This is a genomic window from Aromatoleum bremense, assembly GCF_017894365.1.
GTDB classification, from domain to species: domain Bacteria; phylum Pseudomonadota; class Gammaproteobacteria; order Burkholderiales; family Rhodocyclaceae; genus Aromatoleum; species Aromatoleum bremense.
Genome location: NZ_CP059467.1, coordinates 1,080,474 through 1,101,398, shown reverse-complemented (window position 1 = coordinate 1,101,398; position 20,925 = coordinate 1,080,474). Strand labels below are relative to the sequence as shown.

Sequence of the window (20,925 nt, the reverse complement as noted above, 5' to 3'; positions counted from 1 at the left end):
AGGCGTGCCCGCTTACGGACAACTTACATCCATATTTCCATGCGGATCCTTCTTGCTGAAGATGACTCGGTGATTGCAGACGGCCTCGGGCGGGCCCTCAAGCGCGGCGGTTATGCCGTCGATCACGTTGCTTCCGGCAGCGAGGCGGATGCCGCGCTGGCCACCCAGACATACGATCTGCTGATTCTCGACCTCGGCCTGCCGAAGCTCCCCGGGATTGACGTCCTGAAACGCCTGCGCGCGCGCAAGTCGGCGTTGCCGGTGCTGATCCTTACCGCCCAGGACGGGGTCGAAGAGCGTGTGCGAGGACTCGATGCCGGTGCCGACGACTACCTGACGAAGCCTTTCGCGCTGCCGGAACTGGAGGCGCGCGTGCGCGCGCTGACGCGACGCGGCACCGGGCAGCCGCGCTGCATCGAGATCGGCAGCCTTTCGTACGACCAGGCTGACCGGGTGGCGAAGATCAACGGCCAGATCGTCGAATTGTCGGCGCGGGAAGTCGGCCTGCTCGAAATTTTCGTCCTGCGGGCCGGGCGACTGGTGAGCAAGGACCAGATCGTGGATCACCTGTGCGGCTGGGGGGAGGAGGTCTCGAGCAATGCGATCGAGGTCTACGTCCACCGGCTGCGCAAGAAGCTCGAAGACAGTGGCGTGCGCATCGTCACCGTGCGCGGACTCGGCTACTGCCTGGAAAACCCGGATGCGGTCCAGACGGCGAAAGCCTGACAAGACGGCGGCAGCGAACCGACCGCCGTCGCAGCCGAACTCGCTGTTCGGCGAGATCCTCGACTGGATGCTCGCGCCACTGCTGTTCCTGTGGCCGATCTCTATCATCGTCACGCACAACGTCGCCGACAATCTGGCGAACCAGCCGTATGACCGGGCGATGGCAGACAGCGTGCGGGCGCTCGGACGCCTCGTGTCGGTCGAAGGCGGGAATATCGCGGTGCATTTTCCTGCGCCGCCGCGGGCGCTGTTTCGCGCCGACCAGGACGACACCGTCTATTACCAGGTTGCCAACGGCAGCGGCGAAGTCGTCACCGGAGACCGCGAAATTTCTTGGGTCGCGCCGCCCGCGACCGTGGTCGCGGAGGAGGTGCTGTATCGCGACGACGTGATTCACGGCGAGGAGGTGCGCGTCGCGTACCAGTACCTGCGTGCCTGGCCCGAACCCGCAAGCCCGCTGGTGCTGGTGCAGGTGGCCGAGACGCGCAACAAGCGCAGCGACCTCGCGTCGCGCGTCGTGACCGGCGTGCTGCTGCCCCAGTTCGCGATCATCCCGATCGCGGTCGTGCTCGTGTGGGTCGGCCTGACGCGCGGCATCGCGCCGCTGAACCGGTTGCAGAGCCTGATCCGCCGCCGGCGTCCGACCGACCTGTCGCCGATCGCGGCGGCGAGCGTTCCCGAGGAAGTGCGGCCGGTGATCGTCGCGTTCAACGACATGATGGCGCGTCTCGAAGAGAATCTGCAGGCGCAGCAACGCTTCATCGCCGACGCGGCGCACCAGATGCGCACGCCGCTGACCGGCCTGAAGATGCAGACCGACCTCGCGCTGCTCGAAACGGACCCCGAGCAACTGCGCGAATCGTTGCAGCGCATCGCGGACAGCACCGACCGGGCCAGCCATCTGATCACTCAGTTGCTGTCGCTTGCCCGCGCGGAAGCGAGTTTCGAAAAACTGTACGCGGTGGAGCAGGTGGACCTCGATGCGATGGTGCGCGATGTGGCGCTCGAGCTGTATCCGCGTGCGCAAGTGAAAGGAATCGACCTGGGGGTCGAGGATGCGGGCCGGGCATTGCCGATCGAGGGTAACCCGGTGCTGCTGCGCGAACTGATCAAGAACCTGCTCGACAATGCGATCAAATACACGCCGCATGGCGGACGTGTCACCGCGCGAACCCGCGTTGCGGGCGCGATCGTGCTGGAGATCGAAGATACGGGCACCGGCATTCCGGAAGCGGACCGCGAGCGCGTCTTCGAACGCTTCTATCGTGTGCTCGGTAGCGGTGTTGACGGTTCGGGCCTGGGTTTGCCGATCGTGCGGGAGATCGCCGAGCTGCACCGCGCCACGGTGACGCTGAATCCAAACCCGACAGGTCCCGGTACGACGGCGCAGGTCCTGTTCCCGCGCGGACCGCTGGTCACCCCGCCGGCCCAGCCTTTCCTCCCGTCATTTTCGGTAACCTGAGGAGCCTGCCTTCTGGGGAGCAGAAACGATTTTTGCATCGGTGATTGACGGCGCTCCCGATTCGGCTATAATGCGCGCTTTCCCGGCCAGGTAGCTCAGTTGGTAGAGCAGCGGATTGAAAATCCGCGTGTCGGCGGTTCGATTCCGTCCCTGGCCACCAGAATACGAAAACGGGCCGGCGAATGCCGGCCCGTTTTCGTTGACGCTGCCGAAGACCTGACAGAACTGCCTGATTTTGCTCAATCTTTTGCAGTTTCGCGGAGTGCTATAATTCGCGGCATTACGCTCCCCTGCGATCGCGCATGCAACTTTATGCTCTTGGCCTGAATCATCATACGGCGCCGCTCACGATTCGCGAGCAGGTGGCGTTTCAGCCCGAGCGCTTGGACGACGCGCTGCATGATCTGACGCACGAGCGGACGGTGCGCGAGGCGGCGATCCTGTCGACCTGCAATCGCACCGAACTGTACTTCGCCACGGAGCAACCGCAGCACGCTGCCGACTGGCTGGCGCGTTTTCATCACCTGCCGTTGAGCGAAGTCTCGCCGTATCTCTATACCTATCCGCAACGCGATGCGGTCCGGCATGTCTTCCGCGTCGCGAGCGGGCTCGACTCGATGGTCCTCGGCGAGCCGCAGATCCTCGGCCAGGTGAAGGACGCTGCCCGCCGTGCCGAAGAGGCTGGGACGATGGGCACGCTGCTGCACAAACTGTTCCAGAACACTTTTGCCGTCGCGAAGGAAGTGCGCTCGACGACGGCGATCGGGGCGAACATCGTGTCGATGGCGGCGGCGGCGATGCATCTTTCCGAGCGCATTTTCGAGCGGATGTCGGACCAGCGCGTGCTCTTCATCGGCGCCGGCGAGATGATCGAACTGTGTGCCGCATATTTCGCCGGGGCGTGCCCGAAGCGGATCGCGGTCGCGAACCGCACCGAAGCGCGCGCGCAGTTGCTCGCGCATCGCTTCGGGGCGGAAGTCATGCGGCTCGACGTGGTCGGCGAGATGCTGCCGCACTTCGACGTCGTGGTGTCCTGTACGGCCAGCCCGCTGCCGATCGTCGGTCTGGGCATGGTCGAGCGCGCCATCAAGGCGCGCCGGCACCGGCCGATCGTGATGGTCGATCTCGCGGTGCCACGCGACATCGAGGCCGAAGTCGGCCAGCTCGACGACGTTTTCCTGTACACCGTCGACGATCTCGCGCAGATCGTCGACGCGGGTCTCGAGTCGCGGCAGCAGGCCGTGCTGGAAGCCGAGGAGATCATCGATTCGCGCGTCAATGGTTTTCTGCACTGGATGCAGGCGCGCGATGCGGTGCCGACGATTCGCGCGCTGCGCCAGCACGCAGAGACGGTGCGCGCGGTCGAACTGGAGCGCGCGACGCGTCTGCTGGCAAAAGGCGAAGATCCGCAGAAAGTGCTCGATGCGCTGAGTCATGGGCTGATCAACAAGCTGATGCATGGTCCGACCCGCTATCTCAATCAGTCCGAAGGCGAGCAGCAGGCCGATGCGAGCAGGCTCGTCCAGCAGTTGTTCAACCTCAACTCCCCCGATTAGCCGTCGGCCGCCCAACCCGTTTCGTTTCCCACTCGATCACGCCTTTCATGAAGCAGAGCATCCGCGACAAGCTCGAACTCCTGACCCACCGCCTGGCGGAACTCGATCGCGAGTTGTCGTCCGAGGACGCCGTGCGTGATATGGATGCGTTCCGTTCGCTCGGGCGCGAGCGGGCCGAGATCGAACCGGTTGTCGCCTTGTACGGCGCTTACCACCAAGCCGAGGTCGACTGCGAGAGTGCGCGCGCCATGCTGGCCGACGCCGAGATGCGCGAGCTCGCCGAGAGCGAGCTCGAAACGGGGGCGGTGCGCCTGCAGGCGCTGGAGGCTGAATTGCAGCGTGCGCTGCTGCCGCGCGACCCGAGCGACGAACGCAACCTGTTTCTCGAAGTGCGTGCCGGTACCGGCGGCGACGAAGCCTCGCTGTTCGCCGGCGACTTGCTGCGCATGTACACGCGCTATGCCGAGCGCCAGCGCTGGAAGGTCGAGATCGTGTCGTCGAGTCCGTCGGATCTCGGCGGCTACAAGGAAGTGATCCTGCGCGTCGCCGGCGCCGGGGCGTATTCGAAGCTCAAGTTCGAGTCCGGCGGGCATCGTGTGCAGCGCATCCCCGTGACGGAAACGCAGGGACGCATCCATACCTCTGCCTGCACGGTGGCCGTGATGCCCGAGGCCGATGAAGTCGAAGCGGTGAACATCAATCCCGCGGACCTGCGCGTCGACACGTTCCGCGCCAGCGGTGCGGGCGGCCAGCACATCAACAAGACCGATTCGGCGGTGCGCATCACGCACCTTCCGAGCGGCATCGTCGTCGAGTGCCAGGACGATCGTTCCCAGCATCGCAACCGCGCGCAGGCGATGTCGGTGCTCGCCGCACGCATCCACGACCGGCAATTGCGCGAGCAGCAGGCGCGCGAGGCCGCCACGCGCAAGAGCCTGGTCGGCAGTGGCGACCGGTCCGAACGCATTCGCACGTACAACTATCCGCAGGGGCGCGTCACGGATCATCGCATCAACCTCACGCTCTACAAGCTCGACGCGGTGATGCAGGGCGATCTGGACGAGCTCATCGATACGCTGACGCGCGAGCACCAGGCCGACCAGCTTGCGGCGCTGGGAGGCGACTGACGTGAAAATGACCGAAGCTGCGCCCGATATCGGCGGCGCGCTGAACTGGGCGCGGGCGCGGATCGCGGTCGTCGATGCGCGCATTCTGCTGCGCCATGTGCTGCAGTGTTCGGCGGTGCGCCTCGCGGCGTATCCGGAAGCCAGGCTCGAAGCGCCGGAGTGGGCAGAGTTCCGCTCGCTGGTCGAGCGGCGCGAGGCCGGCGAGCCGGTTGCTTACCTGACCGGCGAGCGCGAGTTCTTCGGCCACCCGTTCATCGTGACGCCGGCAGTGCTGATTCCGCGTCCCGACACCGAACTGCTGGTGGAACTGGCGCTGGCGCATTTCGGCGACAAGCCGCATACGCGCGTGCTCGATCTCGGTACCGGGAGCGGCGCGCTCGCGGTCAGCATCGCGCTCGAGCTGCCGCAGGCCGACGTCGTCGCGGTCGATCGTTCGCGCGAAGCGCTGTGGGTCGCGATGGCGAACGCGGCACGCTTGCGGGCGAGCGTCTCCTTCGTGCTCGGCGACTGGTTTTCTTCGCTCGGCGACGACCACTATCAACTCATCGTCGCGAATCCGCCCTATGTTGCGGCGGCCGACCCGCATCTCGAAGAGGGCGACGTGCGCTTCGAACCGAGCACCGCGCTTGCCGCCGGCCCCGACGGGCTCGACGATCTCGCGGCCATCGCCGCGCAGGCCCCGCGCCACCTCGAACCCGGCGGCTGGCTGTTCATGGAACACGGTTTCGACCAGGCGGCCGCGGTGCGCGGGCTGCTGACTGATGCCGGGTTTTCGGCGATCGCCTCGTGGAAGGATCTGGCGGGCATCGAACGGGTGTCGGGGGGGCAGTGGCGCGGCCGTTGATCGTGGCGAGCCCTGCGCTCGCACGGCGTCCAGAGGCTATTGACGCGTGCGACATCCACCCATAGAATTACCCGAGTGAAACACTCAACTTTTGGAACATAAATCATGGACATCCAGGAAGTCATCCGCGAACAGGTCACCACGAACCCCGTCGTCCTGTACATGAAGGGCACGCCCCAGTTCCCGCAGTGCGGCTTTTCGTCGACGGCCGTGCAGATTCTCAAGCACAGCGGTGTGCCGAAGTTCTTTTCGGTGAACGTTCTCGAGAACGACGAAATCCGCAATGGCATCAAGCAGTTTGCGAACTGGCCGACGATCCCGCAGCTGTACGTGAACGGTGAATTCGTCGGTGGCTGCGACATCATGCGCGAGATGTATGAAAACGGCGAATTGAAGACGATGCTCACCGAAGCAGGCGTAACGTCCGCTTCCTGATCCGCGCTTCGCCCGGCGCCGGATTCTGGGCGCGGGCAAGCCGGCCTTGCAGGTCGGGGGGTCATGGCCCGGCGTTCGCAATCCTCGAATTGGCCATCGACAAACGGGTCGACAGCACTTCGAGGAAGGCCTTGTAGAAATGCATCCTGCAGGTGTCGGATGCGCGCTCGAGCGCGGCCACACCGATGCGAAGCACGCTGAGTGCGGTCGTGGCCTCGACGGTTGCCGAGCGGGCCCGGCCCCCTGCCGAAAACAGCGCCATCTCGCCGAAACAGTCGCCGTCCGTCAGCAGGTGAAGGAGCTTGCCGCGCTTGACGACACGCGCTTCGCCTTCGGCCAGCAAGCAGAAGTGATCACCGCTTTCCCCTTCCTTCATCACCACGGTGCCGGGTTCGGCGCGGCTCCACTGCGAAAAGCCGATGATTTCCCATAGCTCGGCGTCGCTGAACTCACGGAAGAACGCGAGTCGTCGCAGGGCCTCGTATTTCTCCGCGTCGGCAACTTCCGCGCGGTCGGCATTGATCTTCCGGTTGCGGGATGCCTGGGCGAGATCATGCGAAAACTCCGCCCAGTCCTGGTAGCGGCGGGCGAGGTCTTTCTCCAGCGCGCGGCGCACGATCGCATCCAGTGCTTCCGGGACGTCAGGACGGATCGACGATGGCGCAGGCGCTTCCTCGTGCGCGATGCGGTAGAGCAGGCTGTAATGGCTGTCGGATTCGAACGGCAGCCGCCCGGTGAGGAGCTGGAACATCACGACGCCCAGCGAATGGATATCGGTCTGGTGGTTCAGCGGCATGTCGCGCACCTGCTGCGGCGACATGTACGCGGGGGAGCCGACGCCGAGAACCTGCGTTGCGTCGCCAGCGGCGTGCACGGCCGTGCCGAAATCGGAAATCTTGATGTCCTGCCCGTCCCGGTCGACAAGCAGGATGTTCGCAGGCTTGATGTCGCGGTGGATGATGCCCCGGCGAAACGCGAAATCGAGCGCGCGCGTGCACCGGAAGATGATCTCGATGAGCCGTTCGAACGGCAGCAGGCTGTCCGGGCGGCAGAATGCGGCAAGCGTGCCGCCCGGTACATACTCCATCGCGATATAGGCCTGGCTGTCGTCGATCGCCGCGTCGTGGATCTGGACGATGTGCGGATGGACGAGCTTGCCGGCGAGCGCCGCTTCGTTCAGCAGCAGCGTGCGATGCAGGCAGTCCCGGTCGGCGTCGCGCAGGACGTCGCGATGGAGTTGCTTGATGGCGACATCGCGGCCGGTGAATGGGTCGTATGCGAGATAGACGGAGCTGGTCGCGCCTTCGCCGATCAGCCCGCGGATGTCGTATTTGCCGATCCGTTCCACCGGCTCCGGCCTGTCATCCAAGCGTGCTGCGGGCTCGGGCGATGGCGGCGCGGACCTGATCCGGCGCGGTGCCGCCGACATGCGCGCGTGACGCGAGCGAGCCGTCGACGGTCAGCACCGCGAACACGTCGTCGCCGACGAGCGGTGAGAATGCGCGCAGCTCGTCGAGGCTGAAGTCCGGCAGGTCGCAGCCTTTCGCCTCGGCTGCGCGCACGGCGAGCGCGACCGCTTCGTGCGCGTCGCGGAACGGCAGGCCTTTCTTGACGAGGTAGTCGGCGAGGTCGGTCGCGGTCGCGTAACCTTGCTTGAGCGCGTCGCGCATCGCGTCGGCCTTGACGCGGATGCCGGTGATCATGTCGGCGTAGATGCGCAGGGTGTCAATCACCGTGTCGGCGGTGTCGAACAGGGGTTCCTTGTCTTCCTGATTGTCCTTATTGTAGGCGAGCGGCTGGCCTTTCATCAGCGTCAAGAGCGCGATCAGGCTGCCATTGACGCGTCCGGTCTTGCCGCGCACGAGTTCGGGCACGTCGGGGTTCTTCTTCTGCGGCATGATCGAGCTGCCGGTGCAGAAGCGGTCGGCGAGGTCGATGAAGCCCACGCGCGGGCTCATCCACAGGATCAGCTCTTCGGACAGGCGCGACAGGTGGGTCATCAGCAATGCCGCGGCGGCGCAGAACTCGATCGCGAAGTCGCGGTCGCTGACGGCGTCGAGCGAGTTGTAGCAGACTTCGTCGAAGCCCAACTCGGCGGCGACGAACTCGCGGTCGATCGGGTAGCTCGTGCCGGCGAGCGCGGCGGCTCCGAGCGGCAGGCGGTTCACGCGCTTGCGGCAGTCTTTGAGCCGCTCGGCGTCGCGCCGGCTCATTTCAAAATAGGCCATCAGGTGGTGGCCAAAAGTCACCGGCTGGGCGATCTGCAGATGCGTGAAGCCGGGCATCGGCGTTGCGGCGTTGGCTTCGGCGACGTCGAGCAGGTTCTTCTGGAAGTCGCCGATCAGGGCGAGGATCTGGTCGATCGCGTCGCGCAGCCAGAGACGAATGTCGGTGGCGACCTGGTCGTTGCGGCTGCGGCCGGTGTGCAGGCGTTTTCCCGCATCGCCGACGAGCGCGGTGAGGCGCTTCTCGATGTTGAGGTGCACGTCCTCGTCGTCGAGGTTCCAGGCGAACTCGCCGCGTTCGATCTCGTCGCGGATCTGCGCCATGCCGCGCTCGATGTCGGCAAGGTCGGCGGCGGCGATGATGCCCTGCTTCGCCAGCATCTTCGCGTGCGCCAGCGAGCCGCGGATGTCCTGCACCGCCATGCGCTGGTCGAACGACACCGAGGCGGTATAGCGCTTGACGAGGTCCGAGACCGGTTCGGAAAAACGGCCGGACCACGCCTTGGCCGGCTGCGAGGAGGAGGTGTCTGTCATAATGTCCGTGGAAGGAAAACCGACCGGAAAGATCGTTCGATGCCGCGGCGGCGCAGGTTTCGTCCGTCGCGTCCGTCGCCTATAAGGGGTGAAAAGTATAAAGCAAAAGCTTCGCCGGCTTCCGCCGGGCGCTTGCGACGCGGGCTTTCCCGGCGTCGCCACAACGGAGAATTCCTGCATGACCGACGCTGCTCTGCGAGTCGTCATCGTTGACGACGAGGAGCCTGCCCGCGCACGCCTCAAGGACCTGCTCGACGACATCGCGGACACGCAGCCGACGCGCGTCGTCGGCGTGGCGGCGAACGGGCTCGAAGCGTTGCGCCTGATCGAAGACCTGGCGACCGACGTCGTGCTCGCCGACATCCGCATGCCGGTCATGGACGGGGTGGAACTCGCGCGCCACCTCAGTCGCCTCGAGTGCCCGCCTGCGGTGATCTTCACGACGGCATACGACGAATACGCGGTGCAGGCGTTCGACCTGGCGGCGACCGATTACCTGCTGAAGCCGGTCCGCGCGGCGCGGCTTGCCGAAGCGCTCGCGCGCGCACGCCGGCGTTCGCCCGCTGCCGACGCGCTGCTGGCCGGCCTTTCGCGCGGCGCAAGGCGCCATTTCAGCGTCAATGAGCGCGGGCGCATTGTGCTGGTGCCGGTCGCCGACGTGCTGTTCCTGCGCGCCGAACTCAAGTATGTCACTGCGCGCACCGCGGGGCGCGAGTTCCTGCTCGACGAGTCGCTCGTCCAACTCGAACAGGAGTTCCGCGATCGCTTTGTCCGCATCCACCGCAACTGTCTCGTCTCGCGCAGCGCCGTGACGGGCGTCGAACGCGCGGGCGAGGACGAGGGCGAGCCGCACTGGGACGTCGTGCTCGCCGGCCTCGCCGAACGCCTGCCGATCAGCCGGCGCCAGTGGCCGGCGGTCCGGCACGCGCTCGGACTCTGACTCTCGCTCCGACGCGCCCGCTTCCTCAGCCGCTGTTGCGCAAACCAGCCGCGATGCCGTTGATCGAGATATGGATCCCGAGCCGGATGCGCGCGTCGTCATGCGTCTCGCGATGGCGGCGCAGCAACTCGACCTGTACGTGGTTGAGCGGATCGAGGTAGGGGAAGCGGTTGCGGATCGAGCGCTTGAGCAGCGGGTTGCCGTCGAGGAGCTCGCGCTGGCCGGTGATCGCGAGCAGCGCCTCGACAGTGTCGTGCCATTCGGTGCGGATGCGGCCGAAGATCGCGTCGCGCAAGCTCACGTCTTTGACGAGCCCGGCGTAGCGCGACGCGATCGCCAGGTCGGTCTTCGCCAGCACCATGTCCATGTTCGACAGCAGCGCGGCGAAGAACGACCATTCCCGATGCATCGCCTGCAGGCGGGCGATGCCGTCGTCAGTGTGGGCCGCGAGCCAGGTTTTGACGGCGCTGCCGAAGCCGAACCAGCCCGGCAGCATCAGGCGGCACTGCGACCAGCTGAACACCCAGGGGATCGCGCGCAGATCCTCGATGCGCGTGCCTTTCTTGCGCGACGCGGGCCGCGAGCCGATGTTCAGCTCGGCGATCTCCGAGATTACGGTCGATTCCCAGAAATAGCGTTCGAACCCTTCGGTGTCGTAGACCAATTCGCGGTACGCAGCGAACGCGACATCCGAGAGCGCCTGCATCGTGTCGAGGAACTCGGCGCGCGGCGCCGGAGCGCGATCGGCGAGCAGGCTCGCTTCGAGCGTCGCGGCGACGATGACTTCGAGGTTGCGCCGGCCGACTTCCGGGTTGCCATATTTCGCCGCGATCACTTCGCCCTGCTCGGTGAGCCGGATCTGCCCCTGCACCGCGCCGCCGGGTTGCGCGAGGATCGCCTCGTAGCTCGGGCCGCCGCCCCGTCCGACCGAACCGCCCCGGCCGTGGAACAGGCGCAGACGGATGCCGTGCCGCGCGAACACCTCGATCAGGCCGATCTCGGCCTTGTAGAGCGCCCAGCCCGACGTCAGGAAGCCGCCGTCCTTGTTGCTGTCGGAATAGCCGAGCATGACTTCCTGGGTGCGGTCGCGGGAGGCAGCGAGCAGGTTCATGTATCCGGGCAGCGCGAACAGGCGGTCCATCACCGACGGCGCGTTCGCGAGATCGTCGATCGTCTCGAACAGCGGGACGATATTGACGTCCAGCGCCTGTTCGTGCGGCCTCAGCAGGCCCGCCTCCTTCAGCAGCAGCGCGAGTTCAAGCAGATCGGAGACGTCGCCGGTCTTCGAGATGATGCAGTTCGGGATCGCCGGCCCCCCGTAGCGCCGGTGAGCCGCGCGCGCAGTGCGGAAGATCGCGAGTTCGCCTTCGGTCTCGTCTGAATAGCGCACGTGAGGCGATGCGAGCGGACGCGGTGTCGCGAGTTCCTCGATCAGCAGTTCGACGCGCGCCGCCTCGTCGAGCGTCGCGTAGTCGGTACCGGTTCTGGCGGTCGCAAGGAGTTCGGCGACGACGCGCTCATGCACCTCGGAATTCTGGCGCAGGTCGATCGGCGAAAGGTGAAAGCCGAACACGCGCACGGCCCGGCGCAGCCGGCGCAGCCGCCCGCGCGCGAGCGCCGCCGAGCCGTTCGCGACGAGCGAGCGGTGAATGACATCGAGATCGTCGCAGAGTTCGGCGGCGGTGGCATACGGCTCGGCCATTGCTACCGGATGGCGCGGCGGTTCGGTGCCGAGCAGCGCGTGGTGCGTCGCCGCGAGCCGCGCATAGATGCCGGAGATCGCGCGGCGGTAGGGTTCGTCGTTGCGGTGGGGAGAATGGTCGGGCGAGCGGGCGGCCAGCGCGAGCAGCGCATCGGATGCGGTGACCAGCCCGAGCGCGAGCGACAGGCGCGCGCCGAGCGCGTGCAGTTCGTCGAGATAGAAGCCGAGCGCGGCCCCCGCCTGCATCGCGAGCGCGCGTTCGAGCACGTCGGCGGTGACGAAAGGATTGCCGTCGCGATCACCGCCGATCCAGCTGCCGACCTGCAGGAACGCCGGCAGTTCGAGTCCGGCGAGCGCCGGATCGCGGCTCGCGAGCTGGTCTTCGAGGTTCGTATAGAGGCGCGGCAGCTCGCGCAGGAAAGTCGCGTCGAAGTACGACAGGCCGTTCGTGACTTCATCGACGACCGACAGCTTCGCCGGGCGCAGCATGCGCGTCTGCCACAGCGTCAGCACCGTCCGGCGCAGCGCCTCGTCGCTTTCCTGGCGCTCCTCCGGCGTCAGCGTCATGCGATCGCGCGCGTCGAGGAGATGTGCGATATCGGTCTCGCAGTTGAGGATGCTCTTGCGCTGGACTTCGGTCGGATGCGCAGTCAGCACCGGCGAGATCAGCGCGGTGTCGAAGAACGCCGCGAGCCGGGCCGGCGGCAAGCCGCTCGCCAGTGCGCGCACGAGCGCGTGCGCGACGCTGCCTGCGCGCGGCGCCGAGCCGGCGATCAGGTGCGCGCGGCTGCGGCGGATGTGATGCTGGTCCTCGGCGATGTTCGACAGGTGCGAGAAATAGCTGAACGCGCGCACGACTTCGATCGTCTGTTCGCGCGACAGCGCGTCGAGGATGCCTTCGAGTTCGCGCCGTGCCGCGTTGTCATCGTCGCGGCGGAAGCGCACCGAAGTCTGGCGGATGCGCTCGATGAGGGCGAATGCCGCTTCGCCGTGCTGGTCGCGCACGGTGTCGCCCAGCACGCGGCCGAGCAGCCGGATGTCTTCGCGCAGCGGGGCGTCCTTGTCTTCAGTCATGGTCTGTTCCGGGTGTGGGTGGCTACGTTGTGGGAGCGGCCGGTTGGCTCGCCGGCTGACGTGATGGGGACTTGCGCCCGCCGGGCACGAAAGGCGCAATTTGCACCCATGCTAGAATGCCGCCCAGCCCGTGCGCCATTGGCGCCAACCCTGATGTTGCATTGCGGCAACCCTTTGCTGCGAGCGGCACCGATCCATTCCTCCGTGACGAGTCTGCCCACCGTGAGCGCTACCCCTGACTTTCCCGCCCCCGAACGCCTCGTAATCGCCACTCGCGAAAGCCGTCTCGCACTGTGGCAGGCCGAACACGTCAAGGCCCGGCTCGAGGCGCTCTACCCGGGCTGTCGCGTCGAGCTGCTCGGCATGACCACGCGCGGCGACCAGATCCTCGACCGTCCGCTCGCGAAGGTCGGCGGCAAGGGGCTGTTCGTCAAGGAACTCGAAGCCGCGCTGCTCGAGGAGCGCGCCGACATCGCGGTGCATTCGATGAAGGACGTGCCGATGCAGCTGACCGAACCGTTCGCGCTGCCGTGCATCTCGGCGCGCGAAGTGCCGCTCGACGCGTTTGTGTCGCCGCGCTACGCGAGCCTCGCCGACATGCCGCCGGGCACGGTCGTCGGCACCTCGTCGATGCGCCGCGAATCGCAGCTGCATGCGCAGTTTCCTTTCCTGGCGGTCACGAGCCTGCGCGGCAACCTCGACACGCGCCTGCGCAAGCTCGACGAGGGGCAGTACGACGCGATCATTCTCGCCGCCGCCGGACTGCGGCGCTTAGGGCTTGCCGACCGCATCCGTGCCGAACTGCCGTCCGAGGTGTCGCTGCCGGCGGCCGGGCAGGGCGCGCTCGGCATCGAATGCCTGGCGAAGCGCACCGACATCGCGGCCTGGCTCGCGCCGTTGAACGATGCCGACACTTCGGCGTGCGTGCGCGCCGAGCGTGCCGTCGCGCGCGCGCTCGCGGGCAGCTGCGAAGTGCCGCTCGGCGCCTACGCCGAGATCCGCGCCGGGCGGCTGTGGCTGCGCGGCTTCGTCGCGCTGCCCGATGGCAGCCGCATGGTCCGCGCCGAACGCGAAGGCGATGCCGCCGATGCCGAAGGGCTCGGACTGGCACTGGCCGGCGACTTGCGCGCGCAAGGGGCCGAAGACATCCTCGCGCGGCTGGGGTGAGCCCGGTCCGGACGGTACGGCCTTGTCGATGACGCCGATGACGCGCAACACGCTCTGCGGACGTCACGTCGCAGTCACTCGCCCGGCGGGGCAGGCCGACAGCCTGTGCGAGGCGATCGCTGCACGCGGCGGCATTCCGGTGCGCTTTCCGGTGCTCGCGATCGGCGCCGTCGACGGCGCACGACTCGGCGACATCGCCACCCGGCTCGATCAGTTCGATCTCGCGTTTTTCGTCAGCCCGAACGCCGTGCAGCACGCGCTCACGCCGATCCTCGCGCGGCGCGCCTGGCCGCAGCGAGTAGTGGTGGCGACTGTCGGCAAGGGGAGCGAGCGGGCGCTCGCGGCGTTCGGTTTTCGCTCCGTCGTCGCGCCGGCGAGCGGTTTCGACAGCGAGTCCGTGCTCGCCCTTCCGGAATTCCGGCCCGAAGCGGTGCGCGGCCGGCGGATCGTGATCTTTCGCGGCGACGGCGGTCGCGACCTGCTCGGCGAAACCTTGCGCGAGCACGGCGCCGATGTCGAATACGTGAGCTGCTATCGCCGCTTCCAGCCCGACCAGGACCCGGCCCCGCTGCTCGACCTCGCGCGGCGCGGCGCACTCGACGCGATCACGCTCACCAGCAGCGAAGGCGTCGCGAAGCTCGTCGCCATCGTCGGCGTCGAGGGCCTGCGCCTGCTGTGCCCGGTGCCGATCTTCGCGCCGCACTCGAGAATTGCGGCGCACGCGCGCGCGGCCGGCTTCGTGCGTGTCGTCGAAACCGGCCCCGGCGACGAAGGGCTCATTCGCGCACTCGAATCTCATTTCTAGCGACCTCGGTTAAACTCTCGGCATGAAAGAAGAAATCCCAGCGCTTTCCCAGCCTCCGCGTTCCGATACTCCATCCGGATCGGCGCCATCCACCTCGTCCTCCACTCCGGCGGCTTCCTCCTCGAAGCGTGGCGGCGGGGTCGCGACTGCCGTGGCGCTGGTCGCGCTCGCCGCCGCCGGGCTCGCCGCCTGGCAAGTATACGAGCTGCGCTCTGGCGCCATCGAGATTCGCGAGGAAGTCGCCCAGCGCCTGGCGGCAAGCGATTCCGCGCTCGCCGAAGCGCGGGGATCGGCGCGCCAGCAGCAGGAGTCGATCGCGTCGCTGCAGGGCAAGATCGGCGCGCTCGAGGCGCACGTCGCGGCGACCGAAGGGCAGGCTGCCGCGCTCGAGAATCTCTACCAGGAGTTTTCGCGCACACGCGACGACCGCGTCATCGCCGAGGCGGAGCAGGCGATCGGCATCGCCGCGCAGCAACTGCAGCTGGCCGGCAACCACGAAGCCGCGCTGATCGCGTTGCAGGGGGCCGAAGCGCGGCTCGCGGCGCAGGACCGCGGCCAGTTCCAGGCCTTGCGCCGCGCGCTGGTGCGTGACATCGAGCGGCTCCAGGCCGCGCCGCAGGTGGACGTGCCGGGCATCGCGCTGCGCCTGGAGACGCTGCTCGAGCGTGTCGACACGCTGCCGCTGGCTTTCGCCGGGCAACTCGACGATCCCGATCCCGCTGCCGCTGGCAATGAGGGGGCGAGCGGGCCGGAGCGCGCTTCGACCGACCCTTCGGTGATCGATTTCATCACCGGACTGGCGCGCGACATCTGGCGCGAAATGCTGACGCTGGTGCGAATCGAGCGTCTCGACCAGTCGGAGCCCGTGCTGCTGGCGCCGGCGCAAAGCACCTACCTGCGCGAGAATCTCAAGATCCGCCTGCTGACCGCGCGGCTCGCGCTGCTCGCGCGCGACGGCCGGACTTTCGCCGCCGACCTCGCGCAGGCGCGCGGCTGGATCGAACGCTTTTTTGACCAGCGCGACCAGGCCGTCCAGGAAACGCTCGCCGAACTCGCGGCGTTGCAGGCATTGCCGGTCAAGGTTGAGCAGCCGACGCCGACCGAAAGCATCGCCGCACTGCGGATGCTGCAGGCACGCTCCGCCGAAGGCCAGCGGCCGCTCAACGGCACACCGGCGCCCGGCGGTGCAGCTTCCGCTCCCGCGGTCCAGTCGCCGCCTGCCCCGCCTGCGCCCGTGCAGCCGCCGGCTGCCGGCGAGCGTTGAGGAGGCCCGGGGATGCGTGCCCTGCTCTGGCTCATCGCCTTATTCGCTCTCGCTGCCGGGGTGGCGATGCTCGCGAGCCTCAACACCGGCTACGTGCTCGTCGTGCTGCCGCCGTGGCGCGCCCAGCTGTCACTGAATCTCCTCATCGTCGCGCTGCTGGTGGCGTTTTTCACCGGCTACGTGGCGCTCCGGCTGGTCGGGAAAACGATCGCGCTGCCGGGCCGGGTCGGCGTGTTTCGCGAGCGCCGGCGCAAGGACAAGGCCGGCCGAGCGCTGCGCGACGGCTTGCGTGCCCTGTTCGAAGGCCGCTTCGCGCAGGCGCTGAAGCTCTCCGGTAACGCTTTCGACGCCGGGGAAAGCCGCTCGATGGCGGCGCTCGTCGCGGCGCGTGCGGCGCACGGCATGCACGATGACACCCGCTACCGGATCTGGATCGGGCGGGCCGCCGAGCAGGAAGAAGAAGCCCGTGTTGCGCGCCTGATGACCGAAGCCGAACTCGCGATCGAAGGGCGGCGCTTCGAAGAAGCTGCCGAACGGCTCGAAAATCTGCGCCTGTCCGGGCATCGGCACATCGCCGCGCTGCGTCTGTCACTGAAAGTGGCTTCGGCGCTGGAGCAATGGGAAGAGGTCCTGCGCCTCGCGCGGCAGTTGCGCAAGCACAAGGCCCTGACGGACGAGCAGGCACAACCGGTGGTGCGCCGCGCGCACGTCGAACGAATACGCGAACTGGCCCGCGACGGCGAGGCGCTCGCGGCGTACTGGCGCAGTATTCCGGCTGCCGAACTGGGTGACCGGCGCATGGTCGAGGAAGCCGTTCCCTATCTTGCCGCAGCGGGACAGGGAGCGCTGGTGCGCAAGACCATGGAACGCATGCTCGACACCGAGTGGGACGGGGGATTGGCGCGGCTGTACGCCCAGTGCGCGAACGGCGATGCGGCCGGCTGCCTCGCGCGTGCCGAAGGGTGGCTGCGCAAGCACCCGAAGGATGCAGACCTGCTGTATGCGCTCGGCCGGCTATGCCTGGCGGCACAGCTGTGGGGCAAGGCGCAGAGTTACCTCGAGGCGTCGCTGAACCTCGCGCCGACAATCGAAACGCACCTTGCGCTCGCGCATCTGTTCGAGCGTCTCGAACGGGCCGAGGAGGCGCACGCTCACTATCGCGCGGCGGCCGAACACTCGGCTGCCTGACCTGCCTCGTTCCCCCGCGCGGCAGTCAGCACCAGTCGCGCGGGGCGAGAAACTCGTCATATAGACGCGCCTCGGCGCTGCCCGGCTCCGGCTGCCAGTCGTAGCGCCATTTGACGACCGGCGGCAGCGACATCAGGATCGACTCGGTGCGTCCGCCCGACTGCAGGCCGAACAGCGTGCCGCGGTCGAACACCAGGTTGAATTCGACGTAGCGGCCGCGGCGGTAGGCCTGGAAATCGCGTTCGCGTTCGCCATATGCGACGTCGCGCCGTCGCTCGACGATCGGCATATAGGCGTCGAGGAACGCGTCGCCGACGCTGCGCGCGAGCCCGAATGCGGTGTCGAAGTCCGTCTCGCCGTCGGCGCCGAGATCGTCGAAGAACAGGCCCCCGACACCGCGTGGTTCGTTGCGGTGTTTCAGGAAGAAGTACCGGTCGCACCATTCCTTGAGGCGGCGGTATTCCGGCTCCCCGCCCCATGGCAGCACCGCCGCCCGGCAGGTGCGGTGGAAATCCCGCACGTCTTCCTCGTACGGGTAATAGGGCGTCAGGTCCATGCCCCCGCCGAACCACCAGACCGGCGCCGCGACAGGCGGCGGAACGGCCGTCTCCGGGTGCGAGGCGATGAAGAAGCGCACGTTCATGTGCACCGTCGGACAGTACGGGTTGCGCGGATGCAGCACGAGCGATACGCCCATCGCCTCGAACGCGCGGCCCGCGAGATCGGGGCGGTGCGCGATCGCCGAGGCGGGCATCGCGCCGCCGATCACATGCGAGAAATTGACCCCGCCCCGTTCGAAGAAACGGCCTTCCTCGATGACGCGCGTGATGCCTCCGCCGCCCGCCGGGCGCTGCCACGCATCCTCGCGGAAGCTGCTGCCGTCGAATCGTTCGAGCGCAGCGACGAGGCGGCTTTGCAGGTCGAGCAGGTGCTGCCTGACAATGCGCGAATCGGGCGCGCCCATCGTTCAGCCTTTGCGCGCAATGGCGCGGTGGCCGATGTCGCGGCGGTACTGGCGTCCTTCGAAGATGATCCCGTCGGCGATTTCGTAGGCGCGCTTCTGCGCGCTGCGGATGTTGTCGCCGAGCGCGGTGACGCACAGCACGCGGCCTCCGGCGGTCACGACCCGCCCGTCCAGCTCCGCGGTGCCCGCGTGGAAGACGTGCACGTCCTCGCTCTCGGTGGTCGGGAATCCGGACACCACGTCGCCCTTGCGAGGCGCCTCGGGATAGCCTTCGGCGGCGAGCACGACGCCGAGCGCGACGCGGCGGTCCCATTCGGCTTCGACCTGGTCGAGCCGTCCGCCGATCGCCGCTTCGACGAGGTCGGACAGGTCGGTCTTCAGGCGCATCATGATCGGCTGGGTTTCCGGGTCGCCCATGCGGCAGTTGAACTCGACGACGCGCGGCTGGCCCGCTTCGTCGATCATCAGGCCCGCGTACAGGAAGCCGGTATAGGACAGCCCGTCGGCGCTCATGCCGGCAAGAGTCGGCAGGATGATCTCGCGCATCACGCGGGCGTGGATTTCGGGCGTCACGACCGGCGCCGGCGAATAGGCGCCCATGCCTCCGGTGTTGGGTCCCTCGTCCTTGTCCCGCAGGCGCTTGTGGTCCTGGCTCGTCGCCAGTGCCAGCGCATGCTTGCCGTCGGCCATGACGATGAAGCTCGCTTCCTCGCCCGCCATGAACTCCTCGACGACGACCCGCGCGCCGGCTTCGTCGTACTGCACGCCGCTCTGGTTGCCGCTCAGCATCAGGTCGATCGCGGCATGGGCTTCGGCAAGCGTCGCGGCGACCACGACGCCCTTGCCGGCGGCCAGGCCGTCGGCCTTGATGACGATCGGCGCCCCTTCGGCCTCGACATAGTCGTGCGCCGCGGACGGGTCGGAGAAGGTTGCGTGTTTCGCCGTCGGGATGTTGTGCCGGGCCATGAAGCGCTTGGCGAAGTCCTTCGAGCTTTCGAGCTGCGCCGCGCCTTTCGTCGGGCCGAAGATCGGCAGGCCGGCAGCGCGAAAGGCGTCGACGACGCCGGCCGCAAGCGGTGCTTCCGGGCCGACGACGGTGAATTGCACCTGCTCGGTGCGCGCGAGTTCGACGAGGTCCGGGATCGCAGTGACCGCGACGTTCTCGAGCAGCGGCTCGCGCGCGGTGCCCGGATTGCCCGGGGCAACCAGCACGCGTGTGACTTTGGGCGACTGGGCGAGTCTCCAGGCCAGCGCGTGTTCGCGGCCGCCGGAACCGATGACGAGAACTTTCATGAGTTTTCCTGTGCCGCTCTCAATGCCGGAAATGACGGAAACCGGTGAACACCATCGCCACGCCCTGTTCGTCGGCCGCGGCGATCACCTCGCTGTCGCGCATCGAGCCGCCGGGCTGGATCACCGCGGTGGCGCCGGCCCGGGCGAGCACGTCGAGCCCGTCGCGGAACGGGAAGAACGCGTCGGAGGCGACCACCGAACCGTGCACCGTCAGCCCGGCGTTCTCGGCCTTGATCGCGGCGATGCGGGCCGAATCGACGCGGCTCATCTGGCCCGCGCCGACGCCGACCGTCATGCCGTCGCGGCAATACACGATCGCGTTCGACTTGACGTATTTCGCCACCCGCCACGCGAACAGCAGGTCGCCGAGTTCCTGTTCGGTCGGCGCGCGCCGGGTGACGATCCTGAGATCGGCGACCGCGATGCGGGCCTCGTCGGCGCTTTGCACCAGCAGCCCGCCGCCGACCCGCTTCAGGTCGAGGGCGCCGGACGGCTTGCCGAGGGCGCAGGTCAGCACCCGCACGTTCTGCTTCGCGGCGAGCACCGCGAGCGCGTCGGCGCTGTACGAGGGCGCGATCAGCACTTCGAGGAACTGCGCTGCGACGGCCTCGGCAGCGGCCCGGTCGACTTCGCAGTTGAAGGCGATGATGCCGCCGAAGGCCGACGTCGGATCGGTCGAGAAGGCCTTGCGGTAAGCGGCCTGCGGGGTTTCGGCGAGCGCGACGCCGCACGGGTTCGCGTGCTTGACGATGACGCACGCGACGGGGCCGGCCTCGACGTCGAACGCCTTGACGCATTCCCACGCCGCGTCGGCGTCGGCGATGTTGTTGTACGACAGTTCCTTGCCCTGCAGCTGCCGGTAGGCTGCGATCACGCCTTCCGGCGCGCACTGCTCGCGGTAGAAGGCCGCGGACTGGTGCGGGTTCTCGCCATAGCGCAGGTCCTGGACCTTGTCGAACGCGAGCTGGAAGCGTTCCGGATAGGCCTGCCGCGTGGCCGCTCCAGTGGCGTCGAAAGTCAGCGCGGTCAGGTAATTGGAAATCGCCGCGTCGTAGCGCGCAGTATGCGTGAAAGCTTTTACCGCGAGCGCGAAGCGCGTCCTGTAGCTCAGCGCGCCGTCGCCCGAGCTCAGCTCGGCGACGATCGACGCGTAGTCTTCCGGGTCGGTGACGATGCCGACGCCGCCCGCTTCGTTGCCGTGGTTCTTGGCCGCCGCGCGCACCATCGTCGGGCCGCCGATGTCGATGTTCTCGATCGCGTCGTCGAGCGTGCAGTCGGGCTTGGCGACGGTTGCGGCGAACGGATAGAGGTTCACGACGACGAGGTCGATGCGCGAGATGTCGTGTGCGGCGATCGTCTCCATGTGCTCCGGCAGGTCACGACGCGCGAGGATGCCGCCGTGCACCTTCGGGTGCAGCGTCTTGACGCGGCCGTCGAGCATTTCCGGAAAACCGGTGTGCTCGGACACGTCGGTGACCGGCAGGCCGGCCTGGCGCAGCATCGCGGCGGTGCCGCCGGTCGACAGCAGCTTGACGCCGAGCGCATCGAGCGAGCGGGCAAATTCGACGACGCCGCGCTTGTCGGAGACGCTGATCAGGGCTTGGGAGACTTTCATCGTG

General features: G+C 67.5%; 17 protein-coding genes and 1 tRNA gene. 12 read left to right on the top strand and 6 right to left on the bottom strand.

Going from position 1 to position 20,925, the window contains the following annotated elements:
- Positions 1 to 39: 39 nt before the first annotated feature.
- The 7 genes from pbN1_RS05185 (at position 40) to grxD (ending at position 6,150) form a co-directional block, all read left to right on the top strand.
- Positions 40 to 726, top strand: a complete 687-nt coding sequence (locus pbN1_RS05185) for a response regulator transcription factor (RefSeq protein ID WP_169201155.1) — start codon at positions 40 to 42, stop codon at positions 724 to 726.
- On the top strand, positions 701 to 2,188 hold the full coding sequence (locus pbN1_RS05180; RefSeq protein WP_169118189.1) for a sensor histidine kinase: 1,488 nt from the start codon (positions 701 to 703) through the stop codon (positions 2,186 to 2,188). The genes pbN1_RS05185 and pbN1_RS05180 overlap by 26 nt, the downstream gene beginning before the upstream one ends.
- An 84-nt stretch (positions 2,189 to 2,272) precedes the next feature.
- Positions 2,273 to 2,348: transfer RNA gene (locus tag pbN1_RS05175), tRNA-Phe, on the top strand.
- Between the two features lie 142 nt (positions 2,349 to 2,490).
- On the top strand, positions 2,491 to 3,744 hold the full coding sequence (gene hemA, locus pbN1_RS05170) for a glutamyl-tRNA reductase (protein ID WP_169201156.1): 1,254 nt from the start codon (positions 2,491 to 2,493) through the stop codon (positions 3,742 to 3,744).
- Between the two features lie 47 nt (positions 3,745 to 3,791).
- On the top strand, positions 3,792 to 4,871 hold the full coding sequence (gene prfA / locus pbN1_RS05165) for a peptide chain release factor 1 (RefSeq protein ID WP_169201157.1): 1,080 nt from the start codon (positions 3,792 to 3,794) through the stop codon (positions 4,869 to 4,871).
- A 7-nt stretch (positions 4,872 to 4,878) separates the two neighbouring features.
- Positions 4,879 to 5,715, top strand: a complete 837-nt coding sequence (gene prmC, locus pbN1_RS05160) for a peptide chain release factor N(5)-glutamine methyltransferase (RefSeq protein WP_169201192.1) — start codon at positions 4,879 to 4,881, stop codon at positions 5,713 to 5,715.
- Positions 5,716 to 5,820: 105 nt separating this feature from the next.
- The gene (gene grxD, locus pbN1_RS05155) at positions 5,821 to 6,150 is read left to right on the top strand and encodes a Grx4 family monothiol glutaredoxin (protein ID WP_169201158.1); all 330 of its coding nucleotides are present in this window, start codon (positions 5,821 to 5,823) and stop codon (positions 6,148 to 6,150) included.
- Between the two features lie 61 nt (positions 6,151 to 6,211).
- Here grxD and pbN1_RS05150 read toward each other — a convergent pair whose 3' ends face one another.
- The gene (locus tag pbN1_RS05150) at positions 6,212 to 7,519 is read right to left on the bottom strand and encodes a protein kinase domain-containing protein (RefSeq protein WP_244857170.1); all 1,308 of its coding nucleotides are present in this window, start codon (positions 7,517 to 7,519) and stop codon (positions 6,212 to 6,214) included.
- Entirely contained in the window at positions 7,512 to 8,909 is a 1,398-nt protein-coding gene (gene argH, locus pbN1_RS05145; RefSeq protein ID WP_169201160.1) for an argininosuccinate lyase, read from the bottom strand. The genes pbN1_RS05150 and argH overlap by 8 nt, the downstream gene beginning before the upstream one ends.
- Positions 8,910 to 9,087: 178 nt before the next feature.
- On the opposite strand from argH, the gene pbN1_RS05140 reads away from it, so the two are divergent.
- Entirely contained in the window at positions 9,088 to 9,849 is a 762-nt protein-coding gene (locus pbN1_RS05140) for a LytR/AlgR family response regulator transcription factor (protein WP_169201161.1), read from the top strand.
- A gap of 25 nt (positions 9,850 to 9,874) precedes the next feature.
- Here the strand turns inward: pbN1_RS05140 and ppc are convergent, their stop codons facing one another.
- A complete protein-coding gene (ppc, locus tag pbN1_RS05135) occupies positions 9,875 to 12,625 on the bottom strand; it encodes a phosphoenolpyruvate carboxylase (RefSeq protein WP_169201162.1) in 2,751 nt (916 codons plus the stop codon).
- Positions 12,626 to 12,847: 222 nt separating this feature from the next.
- Between ppc and hemC the strand changes: the two genes are divergently transcribed.
- The 4 genes from hemC to pbN1_RS05115 all read left to right on the top strand — a co-directional run bounded on the left by hemC (position 12,848) and on the right by pbN1_RS05115 (position 17,049).
- Entirely contained in the window at positions 12,848 to 13,792 is a 945-nt protein-coding gene (hemC, locus tag pbN1_RS05130) for a hydroxymethylbilane synthase (RefSeq protein ID WP_169201163.1), read from the top strand.
- 37 nt (positions 13,793 to 13,829) lie between these two features.
- Positions 13,830 to 14,597: a uroporphyrinogen-III synthase gene (locus pbN1_RS05125; protein WP_169201193.1), complete on the top strand. Its 768-nt coding sequence runs from the start codon at positions 13,830 to 13,832 to the stop codon at positions 14,595 to 14,597.
- Positions 14,598 to 14,748: 151 nt separating this feature from the next.
- The gene (locus pbN1_RS05120) at positions 14,749 to 15,861 is read left to right on the top strand and encodes a uroporphyrinogen-III C-methyltransferase (RefSeq protein ID WP_244857169.1); all 1,113 of its coding nucleotides are present in this window, start codon (positions 14,749 to 14,751) and stop codon (positions 15,859 to 15,861) included.
- 12 nt (positions 15,862 to 15,873) lie between these two features.
- A complete protein-coding gene (locus pbN1_RS05115; protein WP_169201165.1) occupies positions 15,874 to 17,049 on the top strand; it encodes a heme biosynthesis HemY N-terminal domain-containing protein in 1,176 nt (391 codons plus the stop codon).
- Between the two features lie 25 nt (positions 17,050 to 17,074).
- Here the strand turns inward: pbN1_RS05115 and hemF are convergent, their stop codons facing one another.
- Genes hemF through purH form a run of 3 tightly spaced genes read right to left on the bottom strand, consistent with a single transcriptional unit; the run spans position 17,075 to position 20,921 of the window.
- Positions 17,075 to 18,013 (bottom strand): oxygen-dependent coproporphyrinogen oxidase, encoded by a 939-nt coding sequence (hemF, locus tag pbN1_RS05110; protein WP_169201166.1) that lies wholly within the window; start codon positions 18,011 to 18,013, stop codon positions 17,075 to 17,077.
- Positions 18,014 to 18,016: 3 nt separating this feature from the next.
- Positions 18,017 to 19,306, bottom strand: coding sequence for a phosphoribosylamine--glycine ligase (gene purD / locus pbN1_RS05105; RefSeq protein ID WP_169201167.1), 1,290 nt, complete (start codon positions 19,304 to 19,306; stop codon positions 18,017 to 18,019).
- A 19-nt stretch (positions 19,307 to 19,325) separates the two neighbouring features.
- Entirely contained in the window at positions 19,326 to 20,921 is a 1,596-nt protein-coding gene (gene purH / locus pbN1_RS05100; protein ID WP_169201168.1) for a bifunctional phosphoribosylaminoimidazolecarboxamide formyltransferase/IMP cyclohydrolase, read from the bottom strand.
- Positions 20,922 to 20,925 lie beyond the last annotated feature (4 nt).